Origin of the sequence: Burkholderia sp. BCC1047, assembly GCF_902833155.1 — a bacterium.
GTDB lineage: Bacteria > Pseudomonadota > Gammaproteobacteria > Burkholderiales > Burkholderiaceae > Burkholderia > Burkholderia sola.
This window is the reverse complement of record NZ_CADFEH010000003.1, coordinates 16,930-36,050: the sequence shown is the minus strand read 5'-3', so window position 1 is coordinate 36,050 and position 19,121 is coordinate 16,930. Positions and strand designations below refer to the sequence as shown.

Annotated in this window: 13 protein-coding genes and 2 pseudogenes; 10 read left to right on the top strand and 5 right to left on the bottom strand. The window is 63.4% G+C overall.

From position 1 onward, the window contains the following. Positions 1-36: 36 nt before the first annotated feature. From HWX55_RS35995 to HWX55_RS04140, 3 genes are all read right to left on the bottom strand, one after another. A complete protein-coding gene (locus tag HWX55_RS35995; RefSeq protein WP_244140482.1) occupies positions 37-732 on the bottom strand; it encodes a response regulator in 696 nt (231 codons plus the stop codon). A 61-nt stretch (positions 733-793) separates the two neighbouring features. Continuing rightward, positions 794-4,483, bottom strand: a complete 3,690-nt coding sequence (locus HWX55_RS04145) for a response regulator (protein ID WP_175974197.1) — start codon at positions 4,481-4,483, stop codon at positions 794-796. A 42-nt stretch (positions 4,484-4,525) separates the two neighbouring features. Continuing rightward, the gene (locus HWX55_RS04140; protein WP_244140481.1) at positions 4,526-5,671 is read right to left on the bottom strand and encodes an ABC transporter substrate-binding protein; all 1,146 of its coding nucleotides are present in this window, start codon (positions 5,669-5,671) and stop codon (positions 4,526-4,528) included. Positions 5,672-6,680: 1,009 nt separating this feature from the next. Here HWX55_RS04140 and HWX55_RS04135 point away from each other — a divergent pair. Continuing rightward, entirely contained in the window at positions 6,681-8,120 is a 1,440-nt protein-coding gene (locus tag HWX55_RS04135; RefSeq protein ID WP_175974194.1) for an integrase family protein, read from the top strand. 215 nt (positions 8,121-8,335) lie between these two features. Further along, positions 8,336-8,665: pseudogene (locus HWX55_RS04130) on the top strand (transposase); the annotation flags it as partial. Between the two features lie 775 nt (positions 8,666-9,440). Here HWX55_RS04130 and HWX55_RS04125 read toward each other — a convergent pair. Further along, the gene (locus HWX55_RS04125; protein ID WP_175974192.1) at positions 9,441-10,484 is read right to left on the bottom strand and encodes a LysR family transcriptional regulator; all 1,044 of its coding nucleotides are present in this window, start codon (positions 10,482-10,484) and stop codon (positions 9,441-9,443) included. A gap of 80 nt (positions 10,485-10,564) precedes the next feature. Next, the gene (locus HWX55_RS04120) at positions 10,565-11,308 is read right to left on the bottom strand and encodes an SDR family oxidoreductase (RefSeq protein WP_175974190.1); all 744 of its coding nucleotides are present in this window, start codon (positions 11,306-11,308) and stop codon (positions 10,565-10,567) included. Between the two features lie 205 nt (positions 11,309-11,513). Between HWX55_RS04120 and HWX55_RS04115 the strand changes: the two genes are divergently transcribed. From HWX55_RS04115 to HWX55_RS04080, 8 genes and pseudogenes are all read left to right on the top strand, one after another. Then, positions 11,514-13,013, top strand: a complete 1,500-nt coding sequence (locus tag HWX55_RS04115) for a PLP-dependent aminotransferase family protein (RefSeq protein WP_175974188.1) — start codon at positions 11,514-11,516, stop codon at positions 13,011-13,013. A 311-nt stretch (positions 13,014-13,324) separates the two neighbouring features. Next, positions 13,325-13,825 carry an Ohr family peroxiredoxin gene (locus HWX55_RS04110; RefSeq protein WP_175974185.1) on the top strand — a complete coding sequence of 167 codons (501 nt, stop codon included), beginning with the start codon at positions 13,325-13,327 and terminating at the stop codon, positions 13,823-13,825. 121 nt (positions 13,826-13,946) lie between these two features. Further along, entirely contained in the window at positions 13,947-14,948 is a 1,002-nt protein-coding gene (locus tag HWX55_RS04105; protein ID WP_175974183.1) for a bestrophin family ion channel, read from the top strand. A 99-nt stretch (positions 14,949-15,047) separates the two neighbouring features. Beyond that, entirely contained in the window at positions 15,048-15,548 is a 501-nt protein-coding gene (locus tag HWX55_RS04100; protein ID WP_175974181.1) for an Ohr family peroxiredoxin, read from the top strand. A 186-nt stretch (positions 15,549-15,734) separates the two neighbouring features. Continuing rightward, positions 15,735-16,004: pseudogene (locus HWX55_RS04095) on the top strand (IS3 family transposase); the annotation flags it as partial. Positions 16,005-16,953: 949 nt separating this feature from the next. After that, a complete protein-coding gene (locus HWX55_RS04090; RefSeq protein WP_175974726.1) occupies positions 16,954-17,559 on the top strand; it encodes a c-type cytochrome in 606 nt (201 codons plus the stop codon). A 118-nt stretch (positions 17,560-17,677) separates the two neighbouring features. Then, on the top strand, positions 17,678-18,889 hold the full coding sequence (locus tag HWX55_RS04085) for a c-type cytochrome (RefSeq protein WP_244140499.1): 1,212 nt from the start codon (positions 17,678-17,680) through the stop codon (positions 18,887-18,889). A gap of 41 nt (positions 18,890-18,930) precedes the next feature. After that, positions 18,931-19,113, top strand: a complete 183-nt coding sequence (locus HWX55_RS04080) for a hypothetical protein (protein ID WP_175974179.1) — start codon at positions 18,931-18,933, stop codon at positions 19,111-19,113. Positions 19,114-19,121: the final 8 nt, after the last annotated feature.

Below are 19,121 nucleotides of genomic sequence, written 5' to 3'. Positions count from 1 at the left end.
GATGATCGCGTGGTTCGGATCGCGGCCGGACTCCGCCTAGTGCAGCACGCAGCGCTCGGTGCCGTCCGCATGGATCAGCCGATGCTCGATCGAGAACGCGACGCCTTCGGTGCGCAGGCTCGTGTAGGACTGCACAAGGAGCGGCTGCTCGTCGGGCGGCACGGCCTGCACTAGGCGCTCGAAGGTCGGCGGCGTGTGGGCGGCGTCGAGCCCGAGAATCCGGTACAGCTCCGGCGACCAGTAGCCGTCCGTCCGCCCGGCCTGGTATTCCCAGTTGCCGAGGTGCGCGAGCGCCTGCGCATGCGTGAGGCTGATCTCGGTCGTCGCCAGCTTTTCGACCGCCGCGGCCGCGCGCAGCAGATAGCGGACCCGATACCCGAGCAGCTTCCACCGCATCGGCTTCGACACGAAGTCGGTCGCGCCGGCGTCGAATGCGCTGGCGATCGATGCGTCGTCGTCGTTGCCCGTGAGCATGACGATCGGCACGCGGCGGCCCTCGGGCAACGCGCGCAATGCGCGGCAACAGTCGAACCCGTCGCCGCCGGGCATTTCGACGTCGAGCAGGACCACGACCGGACGATGGCGCAGGAACGCGTCGATGCCCTCCTGCGGCCCCGTCGCTTCCTCGACGCGGAAGCCTTCGGGTTCGAGCGTCTCCACGACCAGCATGCGCGTCATGGCGTCGTCGTCGATGATCAGAATCGCCGGCACATCGGCATGTTCCTGGTTCACGAGCATCCTCCTGTTTTGCCGCCGCGCGATCGCCCTGGCGATCGGCCGGTCGGCCGTCCGTTCAACCTTCGACGCGCTCCGCGATCAGCGCCGCGTGCGCGTGCCCGAATTCCGCGTCCGTACCGGCGACCAGCTCCACCGCCGCGCCGACGTCGGCGGCGCGCGCCAGTTGCTCGATCGCGCGACAACGCGCCGACAGCAGGTGCGCGCCGACGTTCGCGCTGCTCGATTTCAGCGTATGGGCGGCCAGCTTCAGCGCATCGGCGTCGCCCGCTTCGACCGCCGCATGCATGTCGCGGATCAGCCGCGGCGCATCCGCCGCGAATTGATCGATGATCCGCGTCAGGACATCCGGGCGACCCGGCCGCTGAAGCGCGCGCAATGCATCGAGCGCCTTCTGGTCGATCACGCTGGCGTCGTCGTCCAGATCGGGGGCCGCGCCACCGCCCGCTTCCGGACGCGTATCGATGTCGTCGCCTGTCGTCGCCGCATCGCTTTCGGTTGCCGGCGCGCACGCCGCGCCGCCGACATGGCGCGCGAGCATCTGCAGCAGCGCATCGCGGCGAAACGGCTTGCCGAGATAGTCGTCCATCCCGGCGGCCAGGCAGCGCTCGCGGTCGCCGCTGAGCGCATTGGCCGTCAGTGCGATCACCGGCATGCGCGGCGCGCCGGCTTCGGCTTCGCGACGGCGCAGTTGCCGCGTCGCCTCGAAGCCGTCGAGCTTCGGCATCTGGCAGTCCATCAGAACGACGTCGAAACCGTCGTCCGCCAGCCGCTGCAGCGCCTGCTCGCCGTCGTCGGCCACGTCGACCTGATAGGCGGTGTCCTCCAGCATCGCGAGCGCGATCTGCTGATTCACGACGTTGTCCTCCACCAGCAGCACGCGCGCCGCGATCTCGTCGAGCGGCCGGCGCGGACCCGCGGCGGCGTCGTCGGACACCGGCTCAGCAGACGTCAGCCGCGGCGGCATCACGTGCATCGCCGACGCGATGGCCGCATGGAGATCGGCGCCATGGAGCGGCTTCGTCAGCCGGGCGGCGATGTCGAGTTCGTGCGCGACCAGCACGCTGTCCATCATCTCGAACGCGGTCAGCGTGATGATCCTGAGCGCACGCAGCGACGGATCGCGGCGGATGTACTGCACGAGCGAGATGCCGTCCATGCCCGGCATCCGCACGTCGACGATCGCGAGATCGAACGGCGCGCCGTCGGCGACCGCCGCACGCAACTGCGCCAGCGCGTCGTCGCCGCCGATCGCCGTGGCGACGCACAGCTGCCATTCGATCGCATGTTCGAGCAGCACGCTGCGATCGGTTTCGCTGTCGTCCACGATCAGCACCTTCAGGCCGGCGAGCGACGGCCGTGCCTCCGATGCGACGCCGACCTCCCCGGACGCCGGCTCGAACGGGGTCGTCACGGTGAACACCGAGCCCTGGCCGGGTGTCGATTCGAGCGTGAGCGCGCCGCCCATCATCTCGGCCAGCTGCCGGGAAATCACGAGGCCGAGCCCGGTTCCGCCGTATTTGCGCGCGGTCGAGTTGTCGGCCTGCTGGAACGGCCGGAACAACTGCGCGGCCACCTCGGGCGCGATGCCGATGCCGGTGTCGGCGATCGTGAACACGATGCGGCCGTCGTCCGCATACGACACGCTGAGCGCGACGTGCCCGTGCTCGGTGAACTTGATCGCATTGCCCAGCAGGTTCGTGAGCACCTGGCGCAACCGCACCGGGTCGCCGCGCATCCATTCGGGAACGGTGTCGCCGCGCCGGTACACGAGCGCAAGCGCCTTGCGTTGCGCGTTCGGCTCCAGCAGCGCGACGACATCGTCGAGCAATTGATGCAGATTGAAATCGATGCGCTCCAGCGTCAGCTTGCCCGCCTCGATCTTCGAGAAATCCAGAATGTCGTCGATCAGCACGAGCAGCGTCTGCCCGGATCGATACACGGTGTCGACGAACTTGCGCTGCTTCGACGTCAGCCGCGTGCGCTGCAGCAGCTCGGTCATGCCGAGCACGCCGTTCATCGGCGTGCGGATCTCGTGGCTCATCCGCGCGAGAAACTCCGATTTCGCCGAATTCGCGGCTTCGGCCGTGGCGATCGCCGCCTTCAAATCGACGTCGCGGCGTTCGATTTCGTCGAGCATCATGTTGAAGCCGGCGACCAGCGCCGCGACTTCGTCGCGGCCTTTGTGCGTCATGCGCAACGACAGGTCGCTGCCGCTGCGAATGCGCGCCATCGTGCGCGTCAGGCGCGACAGCGGCCCGGAGATCGACGCGCCGAGCCGATGACTGATCAGCAGCCCGCCGATCGCGAGCAGGAACGATACGCCCACGATCATCAGGATCGCGGTCGCCACGGCCCGGTAGACGTCCGATACGATGCCGCGCTGCTGAAGGTCGACGCGCACGGCCTCCTGCTCCGTGTAGGCCGCGAGGCGATTGGCCGTCGTGTCGACGTCCGCGACGATGCCCTGCATGGCCACGTCGTTGGCCAGCATGTCGGACTTCACCGCGAGGATGCGGCGCGCGGATCCGGACAGCTCCGTGGTCAGTCCGACCACCTCCTGGGCGCGCTTCACGTTGCCCGGGCCGTCCGCGGCGAGCGCATCGCGCAGTGCGCCGGCGGATGCGGCGAGCGCACCGATGTTCTTGTGCAGCTCGTCGTCGCCGCGCGCCAGACGGTCGTTGCCGTCGCTTTGCGCGATCATCCGCAGGTCGAACGCCAAAGCGCTGATGCCGCCGTTCACGATCGCCGACAGCGACGCGACCCGCGCGGCTCGCCGCCGGAATTCGATCGCCTCGTCGAGACGCTGTCGCGCCTTGACGATCTGCAATGCGAACGGATCTGCGATCTCCGCGAGCTTTGCGTCCAGCGCCTCGAGCGACTGCAGCACACTGTCCTCTTTCGCGCGGTAGCGGGCCGCGACGGACGGCTCGGCGAACATGGCGCCGCGCAGCGCGACGAGGCCCTCGTGGCCGTCGAGGATGTCGGCCGCCACGCGCCCGAGTGCGGTCGTCACGCCCTGTGCGGTGGCGGCCTCGAGGTTCGGCACCGCGAGCGCCAGCGCATGGCGCGCACCGTCGATCGACGCCTGCATGCGCTCGCGCAACGGCGCGAGCCGGTATCGGTTCGGCGCGACGTCGACGCGGCCGGTGACGGTGATGATGTCCTTGACGTTCGTGCGAACCTGGTCGAGCGCATGAATCGTCCGGTTGTATGCGGTGTTGGCCGCGAGCGCGCCGCTCACCGCCGCATCGGCGTCGTTGTCCAGCCGCTCGGTTTCCTTGCCGATCTCGGTCAGCAGCGCGGCGCCCCGCGCCTGCACGCGTTCGATCAGCCGGCGCTCGGCGACGAGTTGCGCATCGCCGCGCAGCCGCTTGTCGACGCCTTCGTTCATCGACTGGAGCATCGTCCGCAGATCGGTGGACGGTTCGTCGATACCGTGCCGGTCGATCGCGCGCACGGCGGCCGTGATGCCGGCGATCCGCTGCAATTGCGTTTCGATCTGCGACGACGACTGCTGCCGCTCCGACGCATCCTGTGCGTGCTCGAGCCGGCCGAACTCCACCGCGAGTTCCGCATACGCGCGCTGGAGTTCGTTGCTGCGCACCTGCAGCGGCAGCGATTCCGTCGTCAGCGTGCGCACACCGGACGCAATGCCGTGCACCGCGATCAGGCTGGTCACCGAAATCGCCACCGCGCCCAGCAGCATCAGGCTGGTACTGGTGACGAGCTTCGCCTTGATGTCCATGCAGCCCTCCAGGATCGGAATGGCCTGACGGCCATCCGCCGCTCATTGCGCCGGCACGGCCAGCGGCGTGACGTGCCCGTGCGCGATTTCGGTGAGGAACACGTCGTTCAGCGCCTGATGATCGTCGGTGCTCAGGTTGACCACCAGGCCGCCGAGGTCGAGATGCCGGATCGATTCGAGCGCCTGCTTCAGCGTTGCCCGCGTGGGCGCCGGCCCCGCGCGCTCCAGCCCGATCAGCGCGACCTTCGCGTCGAGGCAGCCCTCGATGTGCACCACGCCGATGTGCTCGTCCGGAAAGCGCTGGGCGATGAGCCGCGCGCAGTCCCGGATTACCGGGCGATCGCTCTGCGGCAGCGGCACGACCTGCGAAATCAGCATGCCATTCCCTTCGTCGCCGATGAGGCGCAACAGGTCGTCGGAGCCGACGAACGACACCGCCGCGAGATGGGCCGTGAGGCCTTCGCGGTGCGCGGCGCGAACGAATGCGGCGACCGGCGTATACGGGCCGACCATGATGACGACGTCGGGCCGCCCTTCGAGTACGGCCGCGAGACCCGTGTCGACCGCCGTCGTGCCGCGGCGGAACGTGCCGGTGGCGACGACGTCGAGGCCATGGCGGCGCAGCGCGAGCCGCGTGCCCGCCAGCACCGCGAGCCCGAAGCCGTCGTCCTGGTAGAACACCGCGAAACGCGTCGCGCGGTCGTGTGCGATCAAATGATCGACCAGCGCGCGCGTTTCGTCGTCATAGCTCGCCCGGATGTTGAAGACCTCCGGCGTGACCGGCTTGCGCAGCGCCATCGCGCCGCTGAACGTACCGACGAGCGGAATGCCGGCGTCCCGGATCATCGGCAGCACCGCGGTGGTCGTCGGCGTGCCGACGTAGCCGAACAGCGCCAGCACGTTGCCCCGCTCGATCATGTCCAGCGTGTTGTCCACCGTCCGGTCGGGTTCGTAGCGATCGTCGGCGACGACGAGGTCGATTTTTCGCCCGTGCACGCCGCCGCGAGCGTTCGCGTCGTCGAATACGGCTTGCGCGCCGATCAGCAGCCCATGTCCGAGGCCGGCGGAATTGCCCGATTGCGCGTTGACCATGCCTAGGCGGATCGTGTCGCCGGTCACGCCGGGCTCCGCCGCGAATCCGGCGCCCTGGCCGCCCAGTGCGGCGCAGCATGCGATCAGCGCCAACACCTGCCTGCCGCCGGGACGCGCGAGTGCGCGCAGTAGGTTCGAAGACCAGGTGCGGGAATACATTGGTGCGACTGACACACTCTCGTCCATGTAGGGCTCCCGTTCGGCACCCGGTTGTTCTGATCTGACGATGCGCCCCGCCGCGTGCCGCACCGCTGCCGTGGTACGAGTCGATTAGTCATATATATAGGTGGCATCCGTTGCGACTGCAAGGCGGAGGCGCGGGGCAAGGCCGTTGTCGCGGGTTGTTGCGGATTGTTGCGCTGCGGCGATCGAATGCGGGAGGGCGCGACTGTGTGGGATCGCGTTTGCGGCATTTCGATGCGGTCGTCAGTGCGTCGGTTTGTTGCGGGAATTGGTGTGCAAGAGCCGGACGCCCGTGCGATGTCGCGCGGCCGATTCCGGCGTTCGGAAGAGGGAATGCGCAGCGCGCGGACTTGCGGCGATACGCCGACGCGTCGCGTAGCCAGGCCGCGCGTTGCCGATCTTGTCGATCGGCAACTTGGCCGCGCCCGTCGTTGGTGTGTCGGTTGAATGCCGCAAGCCGGTTCGACGAGGGATAAGCAACGGACTGCCAAACAAATTGATAGCGCGGCTACGGCCGACATACTGCTCGGACAAGCAACGCCTTTCTGCTTGCCGTGCAAATTGGACACGCTATGCGCGCATCGCCGTTCTCACATGGACTGGGTACGATCCGGGTTGACTATAAAAGCCACACGCTGCGTGAACACGCAACTCGATAAAGGAAAAAGGCAAATTGAAAATATCAGCCAATGCATTGATTTCATTGGCCCGCCCTACACGATTCGAACGTGTGACCTACGGCTTAGAAGGCCGAGCGCCATCACTTGGATCAAGATTGATCGACATCCCCACATTTCTCCATCCGCTTGAAATATAACGATATTTTAATCATTCGCCACCCTACGATGTTGACTCGGATTGACCAATATCCCTAGAATTCCCCTACACGGCGCCTACATGGCACTACAAGCGGGGACTACCGGTGACAAAGGAAAATTTCACGATCGAACGCGTGACGGGTTACGAGTGTGCACCTGGACGACAACAGACGATCTACTGGGACAAGAAGCAGCAAGGGCTCGGTCTTCGCGTCACGGCTTCGGGCGTGAAGTCCTACGTATTCGAGGGCCGCTTGTTTGGCAAGACCGTTCGCATCACCATCGGCTCGCCCAACGCGTGGCTACTCGAGCGACACGCCACGACCGACGCAGCCACCGGAAAAACGATCGAACGCCTCGGTGCGAGACAGGAAGCGGCCCGACTTAAAGCGCTGATGGATCGCGGCATTGATCCTCGCGAAGAAAGAGCGGAACAGCGTGCTGAGCATGAAGCCCGCAAACTCGAATCCCTCAGGCAAAACGCAACTGTATCGGAGGCGTGGTCGGCATATCTGGACGCACACCGCAGCAAATGGAGTGATCGACACTACTACGATCACGAGAAGCTCGCACAAGCAGGCGGCCTACCTTGGAAGCGTGGACGTGGGACGACGATTCCTGGGCCGCTGGCGACACTAATGCCGCTGAAGCTGACGGATCTCAATGCCGAGCGAGTGGCTACTTGGCTTGAAGCCGAAGCAGAAAAGCGACCAACGAACGCCGAGCAGAGTTACCGCAAACTGCGTGCATTCATTCGGTGGTGCGATGACACGCCGGAATACTCAGGATCTATTGCTCCAAATGCGTATGCCGCTCGAGCCGTGCGCGCAGCAGTACCACGCACCAAGGCAAAAAGCGATTGCCTCCAGAGAGAACAGCTGCTTGCATGGTTCAGCGCCGTACGTCAAATAGACAATGCGGTTATCAGCGCATACTTGCAGGGGCTCCTGCTTACTGGAGCTCGCCGCGAAGAACTCGCCGCATTGCGTTGGAAGGACGTGGACTTCCGCTGGCGCAGTCTGACCATGAACGACAAGATCGAGGGGACCGGCGGTCGCACTATCCCACTCACACCGTACCTAGCGAGCCTCCTGACGAATCTCAAGCAGACGAACGAGATGCCGCCGAACAGACGGCAGTTGGCCAGCCTCACCGAAAAGGGAAAATCTTGGTCACCCTCTGAATGGGTGTTCACCAGCAACAGATCAGAGGGCGGAAAGATCGCCGAGCCCAGAAAGGCCCACAATGGTGCAATCGAAGCTGCCGGCCTGCCGCACCTTACATTGCATGGACTGCGCCGGTCGTTCGGTACGCTTTCGGAATGGGTTGAAGTCCCTGTCGGTGTTGTTGCGCAGATCCAAGGCCACAAGCCGTCTGCGCTGGCCGAGAAACACTATCGACGTCGGTCGCTGGATCTTTTGCGCATGTGGCACGATAAAATTGAATCGTGGATGCTGCAGCAAGCCGGCCTCGATCATCTCCTTACGCCTATTGCCGAGACTTACGCGAGCGGTGGAGAGGCAAAGACGGTGTCGGGAAGTTGATAACCACCGGCGATTACACAAGACTGCTTACAGCGGAAGCTGCACACGGCCCGATGATTCAGCTGTACCTGCACCCAATCTGACAAGGCTCGGCGCACAAAGCTACGCCGAGACCTATGCCCGCACTTTCGAGGACGGGCCGTTACCGACCGAGGCTGTGTGAAAACGTACGCGATCACCTAGACTGAATCAACCCGTTCCTATGCGAGGCGATGATGGGGCGTTTTGTCGAAGGCGAGGACCGCAATCAAGTAACATTGCTTCCAGAATGTCTCGATGACTTCATCGCCGAGGACAACCCAGTCAGGATCATCGATGCGTTTGTAGAGAAGCTTGAACTGGTCTCGCTCGGATTCCCGGGCGCCACACCAGCGGCGACTGGCCGGCCCTCTTACCATCCGGCGGCGCTGCTCAAGATCTACATCTACGGCTATCTCAATCGCGTGCAGTCGAGCCGACGTCTGAAGTGAGAGTGCCAGCGCAACGTCGAGTTGATGTGGCTGACTGGCCGGCTCGCACCAGACTTCAAGACCATTGCCGAGTTCACGCGTTGACGCCCCTAACTGGCGTAGCACGATCAGGTCACCAGCCCGCAATCCGACCCCCACGCAAACGCGCTCGCACGAGTGCTCTACTGTATGGTTCAGGCGTTTTTACACAGCTTCGGCCGAACTGAGTCACACGATCTGACGCTGTCTGTTTGGTCTAGTGCAGCCTTACACATATCATCCCTCGCATTTGGCCCCTCTTAGGAAATTGAGGTCCATGGATCGATGTGCGTCTCCGCTGTCCGCATCGCAATCCTCATCCTTGTCAGGGTGTGGGGCCGCGGTTCACATATTATTAGGATTCCATTTTATATTATGAAGTCTAGCAATTTTTTAGTTGTAAGAGCAAAGTTGTAATGTCGCGTTTGGACCTCGGTAAGCTTGCCGGCTCCCCGGCAGCTCATGGAGCCGGCGATTCACCGAACAGCACTGGTGATATTGAACATGGGAGAACTCGACCGTCTGAAGGTAATCCAGGTTGTAGTGGATTTGGATCTGAAGCCTGACGGCGCTTCCGGACGACTGGGCCTAACGGTCCGGTAGATCGAACGGCTAGCGACGCGGCACCGGGAATCTGGTGCGGCTGGACTGACGTCGCGCAAACGTAGTCGTCCGGGGAACCGGTGTTGGCAGTGCGAATCGCTCTAACCGGTGAATTGCACTGAAATCAAGGTCACTCCTACCTGACGCGGGCTCAACATCCATCTGCTCACCCGTACCCGATGCTCGACAGATCAATCGCGCGCCCTCAACGTCTTCCTTCCTGGATCCTTCAAGCAGCTAATGCCGGCGATGATTCATCCGCGACATCCAGGTTCGGGTTGAAACGGGTCATGCAGTTCAGGTCAAGTGCGCGTATCTGCTCGGTCATGAAGTCGACGAAGATCCGAATACGTGTCGGCAGATGTTGCCGACTGAGATAGCAGATGTAGTGGCCGCGATCTTCCGGCACGTGCTTCGCCAGCGCGACGACGAGTTCGTTCGACGCGAGATGGTCGCGAATCTGGTAGCCGGCCATCTGCGCGATCCCCGCTCCGTTCAGCACCGCGCGCAATACCAGGTCCGCGTCGTTGAACGTGAGGCGCGAGGTCGGCAGGTACTTCTGCAGGCGGCCGTCGACATTGAACTCCCATTCGAACAGGCGCCCGCTCGCGAACCTGAAATTGATGCACGCGTGCCGATCGAGGTCTTCCAGGCTCTTCGGGAGACCATGCGTCGCCACGTATGACGGCGCCGCGCAGAGCGCCATCTGCATCGGAATCAACTGGCGGGCGATGATGCTGGAATCCTCGATGCGCCCGTTGCGGAACGACACGTCGATCCGCTCGGACACCAGGTCGATCGGCCGGTCGTCGAGCACCAGGTCGATGTCGATGTCCGGGTACGCGTCCGCGAATTTTGCCAGCAGCGGCGCCACGACCTTCCTGCCGAATCCCACGGCCGAGCTGATGCGAATGAGGCCGCGCGGCGGCCCCTGCCGCAACTCGAGCATGTCGTTCATCGCTTCCACGATCTGCGCCACGCCCTGATGGCAGTTCTCGAAAAATCGCCGTCCCTCGCACGTCAGTTCGGTCGTGCGCGTGGTCCGCTGGAACAGCCGCGTGCTCAGTTGCGCCTCCAGCTTCTGGACGTTCCGGCTCACGGCCGGCCGCCCGACGCCGAGCCGTTCGGCGGCCTTCGTGAAGCTTCCCTCGCTCGCCACGGCAACGAATGCCAGGATGCCCGCATAGCTCGCACCGAAGCTCGCCGACAGGGCATTGGCGCGACCGGCCAGGTCGCGCCGCACGCCGTACTCCGATGGTCCCGAATGATTCATTTCCCGCTGCCCCCATGCCGATCATCCCGATTGCCCGCTATCCGCGGGTGCCCGCGAACCGTCGCACGTGCGAACGCGAATCAGCCTCGTGCAAGCCAGGTGTCGAGGCCGATGCGGCCGAGTCGCGCATTCCCGAGCGGCACCAGCGAGGTTTCCTCGACGCGGCCGCCGTAGTAGCGAGCCTCGCGGTCGGTCACCACCGCGCGCGGATCGCCGACCGATTTCAGGTAGCGCGCGACGACCTCCGCGAACGGCGCGCGATCCGGGCCCGCGATCTCGACCGTGCCGTTCCGCGGCGCGGCGAGCGCGATCTGCGCGACGAGCGCCGACACGTCTTCCGCAGCGATCGGCTGAAACAGGCCGTCGCCAATGCGGACCGTGCCGTCTTGCGTGCTGAAGTCGGCAATGCCGCCGATGAATTCCATGAATTGCGTCGCCCGCACGATCGTGTACGGCACGCCCGCCGCTTCGATCGCCTGTTCTTGCGCGACCTTGGCGAGGAAATAGCCGTTCTCCGGCATCCGGTCGCAGCCGACGATCGACAGCGCGACGTGATGGCGCACGCCCGCGGCCACTTCGGCCTTGCCGAGATTGCGTGCCGCCGTGCGGAAGAAATCCAGTACCGCCTGCGGCTCCCACGACGGCGCGTTCGCCACGTCCACGACCACATCCGCGTCCGTCAGTGCATCGGCCAGGCCCTCTCCCGTGACGGTATTGACGCCGGTGCTCGGCGAGGCGGCCAGCGCCTGATGACCCGCTTCTTCGAGCAGCGTGACGACACGTGAGCCGATCAGGCCCGAACCACCGATTACAACGATCTTCATCACAAAATCTCCCGACGAATGGATTGCATTGGACTGCGAGGGGTACGCGACGGCGTCGGATCCGTTGAAAGTCGGTCATGACCGTCGCATGGCGTGCCGCAATTGTGGAAGAATCATGTCCTATCCATAAGTGCCAAGAATCGTCGATCGGACTGGTCCATACCGCATCTGTCCCTGTCCTGTTCGCGCCACCCGAGAGACCGTGATGTCTGCGCAGACGCCCCCGCTGTCCATCGAAATCGACCGGCAACACCAGTTGCCCGTCTATCTGCAGATTTGCGAGCGGTTCAAGGCTGCGATCGCCGCCGGTCATCTGCGCCCCGGCGATCGCGTGCCCGCGCTGCGCGGCCTGGCGACGCAACTGAATACGGCACGCGGCACGGTTGAGCAGGCCTACACGATCCTGGTCGACGAGGGCTATCTGCAAATGCGCGGCGCGGCAGGCACGTTCGTCTCGCCGTCCCTGCCGGTCTCGCTGAGGCAGCCGCCGCCCGCCCCCGCCGAACACACCGACGCGCAACGTGCGTCAGTCGGATCGAACGACACTCCGCCGCCACGCCGGGCGCAGCCGATCGCCGTCGCGCTTAGCGGCGAGCCGCGCCCGCTGCAACCCGGGCTCCCGGCGCTCGACGCATTTCCGCGCAAGGTCTGGCACCGGCTCGTGTCGCAGCGCGCACGCAGCAGCGAACGCGCACTGCTCGGCTACCCGAATCCGGCCGGTTACCGGCCGCTGCGCGAACACATCGCCACCTATCTGACGCTGTCGCGCGGCGTCACCTGCGTGCCGGAACAAGTGTTCGTCACCGGCGGCTACCGCGCCACGCTGGAACTCATGCTGCGCAGCCTCGCACGGGCGGACGAGCGCGTGTGGTTCGAGGATCCCGGCTATCTGCTCGCACGCGGGTTCCTGTCCGAGACCGGCGTACAACTCGTCCCCGTGCCGGTGGACGCCGACGGGATCGACGTCAAACGCGGCATGCAGCTGGACGCGCAGGCACGCTTCGCGGTGGTGACGCCGTCGCATCAGAGTCCGCTCGGGCATACGCTGTCGCTGCCCCGCCGCATCGCGCTGCTCGACTGGGCCGAAAAAATGTCGGGGTGGATCGTCGAGGACGATTACGACAGCGAGTTTCGCTATCTCGGCCGCCCGCTGCCCGCGTTGAAGAGTCTCGACCGGCGCGATCGCGTGATCTATTGCAGCACCTTCAGCAAGGCGATGTACCCCGGTTTGCGGCTCGCCTACGCAGTCGTGCCGGAGCGCGCCGTGGAGCGCGTCGAACGCGTGGCGTGCAGCATGAATGCCGGGTCGCCGCCGCTCCTGCAAGCGGCGCTGGCCGATTTCATCGAACAGGGGCACTTTGCCCGCCATCTGAAGCGCATGCGCGCGCTGTACGGCGAGCGCCGCATGCTGATCGTGCATGCGTTGCGTCAGGCGTTCCGCGAGCGGCTGATCGTCGAATTGCCGGTGGGCGGCATCCAGTTCGCGGTGCGATTCACCGACGGGCCCGATGGGCCGGTCGACGACGTCGCCGTCGCCGCACGCGCGCGCGACGCCGGGCTCGCGGTCGTGCCGCTCTCGATCTGGTATGCGAACAGCCACACGCGGCTCACGCCGCGCGGCCTCGTCATCGGGTTCGCGAACATCGTCGACGCGGACGAAGCGCAGCGTCACGCGACAACGCTGCGCGCCTGCGTCGGCCGCTGACGCGCGGGCCGCAGCCCGGTGGGGTGTCACCGACGTGCGGCACGGCCCCAATTGGTGTCCGACGGGAAACATTGAATCGCCCGCGACGGCCATACCGTCGCACGGTGCGCTCCGCTAGCATAGGGACGCCCTTCTCCATGGACGAACCTGGATTCGGGCTGCACCGGAAGATCGCCGCGCTCCGCATACGATCGTTCGCTCCACCTGTTCGTGAAGACGCCATCTGCCCGAGCCGTGCAGCCCACCTTTGCAACACGCTTCGACAAATGAACGACCGGGAATCGAAGCGTCGCTGAACTCGAGCACGCATCATGAATGACAACACGCTGCAGGCCCCTCCGCTCTCCCTCCTCGACAGGTATCGGGGTCGGGATTTCCAGCCGCTCTATACGACGAGCGTCACCGTGTCCGGTGGCGAGACGGGACACGGCCGCGCATCCGGCGTCGTGCGCTCGGACGACGGGAACCTCGCCGTCGATCTGCGCCTGCCCACCGAGTTGGGCGGCCCCGGCAATGGGACCAACCCCGAGCAATTGTTCGCGGCGGGCTTCGCCGCGTGCTTTCACGGTGCGCTGAACCTGCTCGAGCAACGCGCCAGCATGGAACCCGCCGATACGGTCGTGGAGGTGCGGGTTTCATTTGGCCGCGATCCGATGGACGGCGGCCATGCATTGCTCGTCGACGTCCGCGTCCGGATGCCCGGCGTCGATCAAGACATCGCGGAAGAACTGGTTCGAGCCGCGGAGCGCCTGTGCCCGTACGCAAAGATGGCCAGACAAGCCACCGTCAATATCGCGACTGTCGTTGATTGACGCGACGCCCGTCGGGCGGTAGCGGCACCTGTCCGCTGAAGACCTTCGTTGCTGCTCTGTCGCGCGTGGCCGCTGCGCCGTGCATTCGGGGACGCGCCGAGTCCTCGATGAGGCAAATGAAATGCATCTCGGAAAATCGTACAAGTTGTCGGAGTTCCTGATCTGGACACGCTGGAACATCTACGCGCTTTTCGTCTTCGGGACTGTGCCGGTCATTCTGTACAAGTTCCTGTGCGTCACATGGTTGTCGATCCCGCTGACGATCGTGGTTCTCCTCGGAACCGCGACGTCGTTCATCGTCGGCTTCAAGAATGTCCAGACGTACAACCGCGCAACGGACGCGCTGGAAATCTGGACCGAAATCGTGGGCAAGAGCCGTCGCTGGGGCCAGCTCGCGCGCGATTTTGCCGGCGACGAAGCGATTTCCCGCACGTTGATCGATCGACACCTTGGATGGCTGACCGCGCTGCGATACGAACTGCGTCGCCCTCGGGTCTGGGAAAGCACGACCAAACTCTACAACGCGGAGTACCGCCGGTTCTATCGCGTTCCGGAGTGGGAACAGGACATCAGGGAAGTGTTGCTGAAATACCTGTCACCGTCTGAGACGACACAGGCGCTCTCTTCTACGTCCATCGCGACATTCGTGCTGAACCTGCAATGCAGTGCGCTCAGGACGCTTCACGCGGCCGGTCAGCTGAATGCGAGCTTCTATATTGAGCTTCACAAGACGATCGGGGATTTCATCGCGCTCCAGTCGAGATCGGAACGTTTCAAGAACTTCCCGTATCCGCGACAGTACGCGACCGTCAGCTCGCTGTTCGTCCGGTTCTTCTGCCTTTCGCTTCCATTCGGTCTTCTGAGCGAATTCAACCGGCTGAACGATGGCGTGAGCGGCTTCATGCACGGCAACATGGTATGGCTGGTCGTGCCATGCAGCGTCGCGGTGTCGTGGATGTATACGTCGCTCGACCCGGTCGGCGAAAGCACCGAGAATCCGTTCGAAGGCGGTGCGAACGACGTTCCCATTTCGACGCTGTGCGTCACGATCGAGCGCGATCTGAAAGCGATGCTCGGAGATCCTGCCGACCATCCGTGCGACCACACGATCATCGCGCTATAGGGTACCGGGCAGTTGCCGATGTGCGTCGACGCACCACGCACCGTCCGGATACGCAAGATTCGGAACGTTCGCGTTCGCCGATTACAGACCGGGAGACGTATGGAGAACGAGAGGTTGCAACCTCCGCCGCTGACGCTGCTCGACAAATACCCGGGGCGGGAATTCGCCCCGCTCTATACGACGACGGTCACCGTCTCCGGAGGCGAATCCGGGCACGGCCGTGCTTCGGGCGTCGCGCGCTCCGACGACGGCTGTCTCGCCCTCGATCTTCGGCTGCCGACCGAGCTCGGTGGTCCGGGCGGCGGGACCAATCCCGAACAGCTTCTTGCCGCCGGCTACGCCGCGTGCTTTCACGGCGCGCTGAGCCTGCTCGCGCGACGCGAGCGGATCAATATTCGCGACGCCACCGTGGCCGTCGAAGTCACGTTCGGTCGTGATCCGATGGATGGCGGATATGCGCTGATCGCCAATATCACCGTCCGCATGCCGGGTATCGACCGGCAGTTCGCGGAACGTCTTGTCCGCGACACAGAACGCCTGTGCCCCTATACGAAGATGGCGCGGCAGGGAATCTGCAGTGTCCTCGCCGTGTCGGCGTGACTGAATCTCGCCGGCATGCGTGACGAACGATTGGTGCCGAAGCAACAACAGAGTGCACACGCGCCCGGTACTACTGGCCCGCGGGACCCGCGATTACGATGGCTGCCAAGCGGGTCGTGCGATCAATCGCGATACGCAGGGCCAGCAGTACCCACGTCAACACATCAGGAGAACGGATCATGTCGCAATGACTGGCAGTCATTCCTGAAGGCGCACCATATGGTGCCAAGCATGAGTCGGCGCGGTAATTGCCACGACTATGCCGTGGCCGAGAGCGTCTTCAGCGCCCTAAAAAAGGAGCGAATCAAGCGGCGCATCTATCCGAGTCGGGCGACCGCGACCTCGGAACTGTTCGATTACATCGAAATGTTTTATAACTCGGTTCGTCGGCATGGTTCCGCCGGCGATCTTTCACCGATTGAGTTTGAGCGGCGCTACGCGCTAAACGGCTCGTGAGTGTCTATGAAACTCTGGCCTGTCCAATCGATCTTCCAACCTACAGCGGTGCATACGTGATGGCCGGATTGGTGTCGGACCGACAACAGAGTGCGCACCTTGCCGCCCCTACTCGCCAATCAACTCAAAGGTTAAGATTCTTTACAAGCAGTAAGGGCTATACGGTGTTCGACGCAGTTACGGAGAATGTAACCCGTCATTCCAGCAGGAGCGACAATGACACAACGTGTCAACTTCTTTCAGCAATCTCCCGATCTGTCGAATAAGCCTATCGAGCTCAGTAGCCTGTTACGGATCTGGTGGGATCGTTTCTGTGGGCTTCAGCTCCGGCGCGTCGTCGATCATGACGACTGTCACGAAAGTCGAAGGCCGCAGCTCGACAACGCTTTGTCCACCGACGACATTCTCCCGTCGTTCACGCCACCGTACCCATTTGCGCAATCGGTTCGCACTGGTCTCGGCCTTGAGCGCTAGCCCAGTTCGTGATGCGCGGGCCTGCAGCACATCTTAATTGACCTACACTTACCCTCCGGACTATATCGATGCTTGCCATCTGCGTCCCTCCGGGTGACTCGTAAAGGGAAAAGTCACAGTCAGTAAAGGTCACCATTTTCACCCGCAATTCGAGTTGTCGGACGCATCTAGCATCTCTGCCTCTGATGCTAGATATGCTTAGTTTCGAGGTAGTGGTGATCTTCGTCACTGACGATCGCACTTTTCATAACGATATCTAATAGACCAGTCCATCTCCATTTTTCCCGGTTGGCTTTCCGATGAATGGCGAAAGACTGGATGTGATGACGATGTCAGCATCTTTGTGGCTTCATGTTCCGCAACGAGGAAATCATTGAGAAAGAGCATCATCCGCGTTGTCCTCTGCGCTTTTACGCTCGTGCTTCCATGTGCCACGCCCTTTGCTGCGTCACCTGCGGAGCGCGCACCTAATACGATGCAGGCCCGCGTGATGGGGTGCGCTGCGTGTCACGGCGCGCACGGTGAAGGCACCGACAATGACTACTTCCCACGCCTGGCCGGCAAGCCCGCCGGCTATCTCTACAATCAGCTCATCGCATTTCGAGACGGCGGCCGAAGCTACCCACCGATGAACTATCTGCTCGCGTATCTACCCGACGTCTATCTCAAGCAGATCGCCGAGTTCTTCGCGCACGAGAGGCCGCCGTATCCGCCGCCGACAGCACCCAAAGTGAGTGCCATAATGCTCGCGCTCGGCAAGTCGCTGGTCACGAACGGCAAGTCCAGCCGCAAGGTGCCCGCGTGCGTGGCTTGCCATGGCGCCGCACTAACCGGCATGGAGCCTACTATTCCCGGACTCGTAGGCTTGCGGGCCGAGTACATCAGCGCGCAGCTAGGCGCGTTCCGTTACGGCACGCGCCGCGCTACGAGCCCGGACTGCATGCACGACGTGGCCTCACGGCTGTCCGAGCAGGACATTGTCGCTATCGCCTCGTGGCTCGCTGCGCAGCCCGCGCCTGCCAATTCGACACCCAAACCGCGCTCGCCCTTGCCCCTCGCGTGCGGCAGCGTCCCCCAATAGACGAGGCCTCGACGTGTACCGACTTCGATCCCTCATCCTGACGCTCGCGTGGCCCCTGACTCTGTGCGCCGCGCTGTTGTGCTCACTTGCCACGTTTAGCACTTTGACTCACGCGCAGATCGATGCACTCGCTGCCACCTCCCAGTCTGGCACAAGCAATGCCAACACGATCATGCGCGGCGAATATCTCGCGCGCGTGGGCGACTGCATCGCCTGCCATACAGTGCCCTCGCAGACGATGTTCGGTGGCGGTCGTCCGATGGAAACGCCGTTCGGCACGCTCTATACGCCCAACATCTCCTCGGATAAGGAGTATGGCATTGGTAGATGGAGCGCCGACGATTTCTATCGCATGCTGCACGAAGGCAAGTCCCGTGACGGCACGTTGCTCTATCCGGCAATGCCGTTCACCTCGTACACGAAGGTCACGCGCGCAGACTCCGATGCGATCTACGCGTACCTACTCTCCACTCCAGCGGTCCATCAGGCCAATCGCGCTCACACGTTGCGCTTTCCGTATAACCAACGGCAGCTGCTGCGTGGCTGGCGCGCACTGTTCTTCAGCGCCGGCGAATTCAAACCCGATCAGAAGCAGTCGGTGGAATGGAACCGCGGTGCCTATCTAGTCCAGGGTCTAGGTCATTGCACGATGTGCCACACGCAGATCAACGCGCTTGGTGGCAATGCGACCTCGAAGGAGTTCCAGGGCGGCCTGATCCCGGTGCAGAACTGGTATGCCCCCTCGCTCACCTCGAACAAGGAAGCGGGCCTCGGCGACTGGAACATCGACGATATCGTCGACCTGCTGCAAGCCGGCGTGTCGAATCGCGGCGCCGTCTACGGGCCCATGGCTGAAGTCGTCTACGATAGTTTCCAGTATGTTGCCGATGACGACGTACGCGCCGTGGCCGTATATCTCAAGTCGCTGCCAAGCCACACGACCGAGGTCGACAAGTCACCCAAGAGTCAATTCGTGACCGAGGAAGCACATCGCCTCACGCCGCTAGGTAAGAAGATCTACGAAGCGCAGTGTGCAGTGTGCCATGCGACCGAAGGCCAGGGAAAGCTACCGCACTTCCCGCCACTTGCAAACAACCAATCGATACAGATGAATTCCGCCGTCAACCCCATCCGCATGGTGCTCAACGGTGGCTATGCACCCGGCACCAAGAAAAATCCAATGCCGTATGGCATGCCGCCGTTCGCACAGTCGCTCTCCGACGAGGAGGTGGCGGCCGTAGTCACCTATATCCGCACGGCGTGGGGCAATCACGGCACGGCAATTTCCGTGCAGGAAGTGAATGCGCTGCGTTCGGCACCGCTTTTCTGAACTTCTGCGCTGAACCTCTCAGGTTTTAGACGGAGATTGCGATGATCGAAACTCCCGCTCCAGAACAACCAGATGACCGCTCGCAGCACGAGCAAGTCGACGATATCGTACGTCACGGCCCAGGCGGCGCACTCGCGCTCGCCGGCATCGCCGTAGCCATCGTGATCGGGCTCTGGTTTGCGTTCTACTTAATCGTCTTCCTGCCTCGCGGTGTCATTCAGTAACTTTGCGA

What these genes read in the sequence shown, in the direction of transcription:
- HWX55_RS04145 (WP_175974197.1), bottom strand. Translation starts at nt 4,483, where the DNA reads ATGGACATCAAGGCGAAGCTCGTCACCAGTACCAGCCTGATGCTGCTG.
- HWX55_RS04125 (WP_175974192.1), bottom strand. Translation starts at nt 10,484, where the DNA reads ATGAATCATTCGGGACCATCGGAGTACGGCGTGCGGCGCGACCTGGCC.
- HWX55_RS04120 (WP_175974190.1), bottom strand. Translation starts at nt 11,308, where the DNA reads ATGAAGATCGTTGTAATCGGTGGTTCGGGCCTGATCGGCTCACGTGTC.
- HWX55_RS04115 (WP_175974188.1), top strand. Translation starts at nt 11,514, where the DNA reads ATGTCTGCGCAGACGCCCCCGCTGTCCATCGAAATCGACCGGCAACAC.
- HWX55_RS04110 (WP_175974185.1), top strand. Translation starts at nt 13,325, where the DNA reads ATGAATGACAACACGCTGCAGGCCCCTCCGCTCTCCCTCCTCGACAGG.
- HWX55_RS04105 (WP_175974183.1), top strand. Translation starts at nt 13,947, where the DNA reads ATGCATCTCGGAAAATCGTACAAGTTGTCGGAGTTCCTGATCTGGACA.
- HWX55_RS04100 (WP_175974181.1), top strand. Translation starts at nt 15,048, where the DNA reads ATGGAGAACGAGAGGTTGCAACCTCCGCCGCTGACGCTGCTCGACAAA.
- HWX55_RS04090 (WP_175974726.1), top strand. Translation starts at nt 16,954, where the DNA reads ATGCAGGCCCGCGTGATGGGGTGCGCTGCGTGTCACGGCGCGCACGGT.
- HWX55_RS04080 (WP_175974179.1), top strand. Translation starts at nt 18,931, where the DNA reads ATGATCGAAACTCCCGCTCCAGAACAACCAGATGACCGCTCGCAGCAC.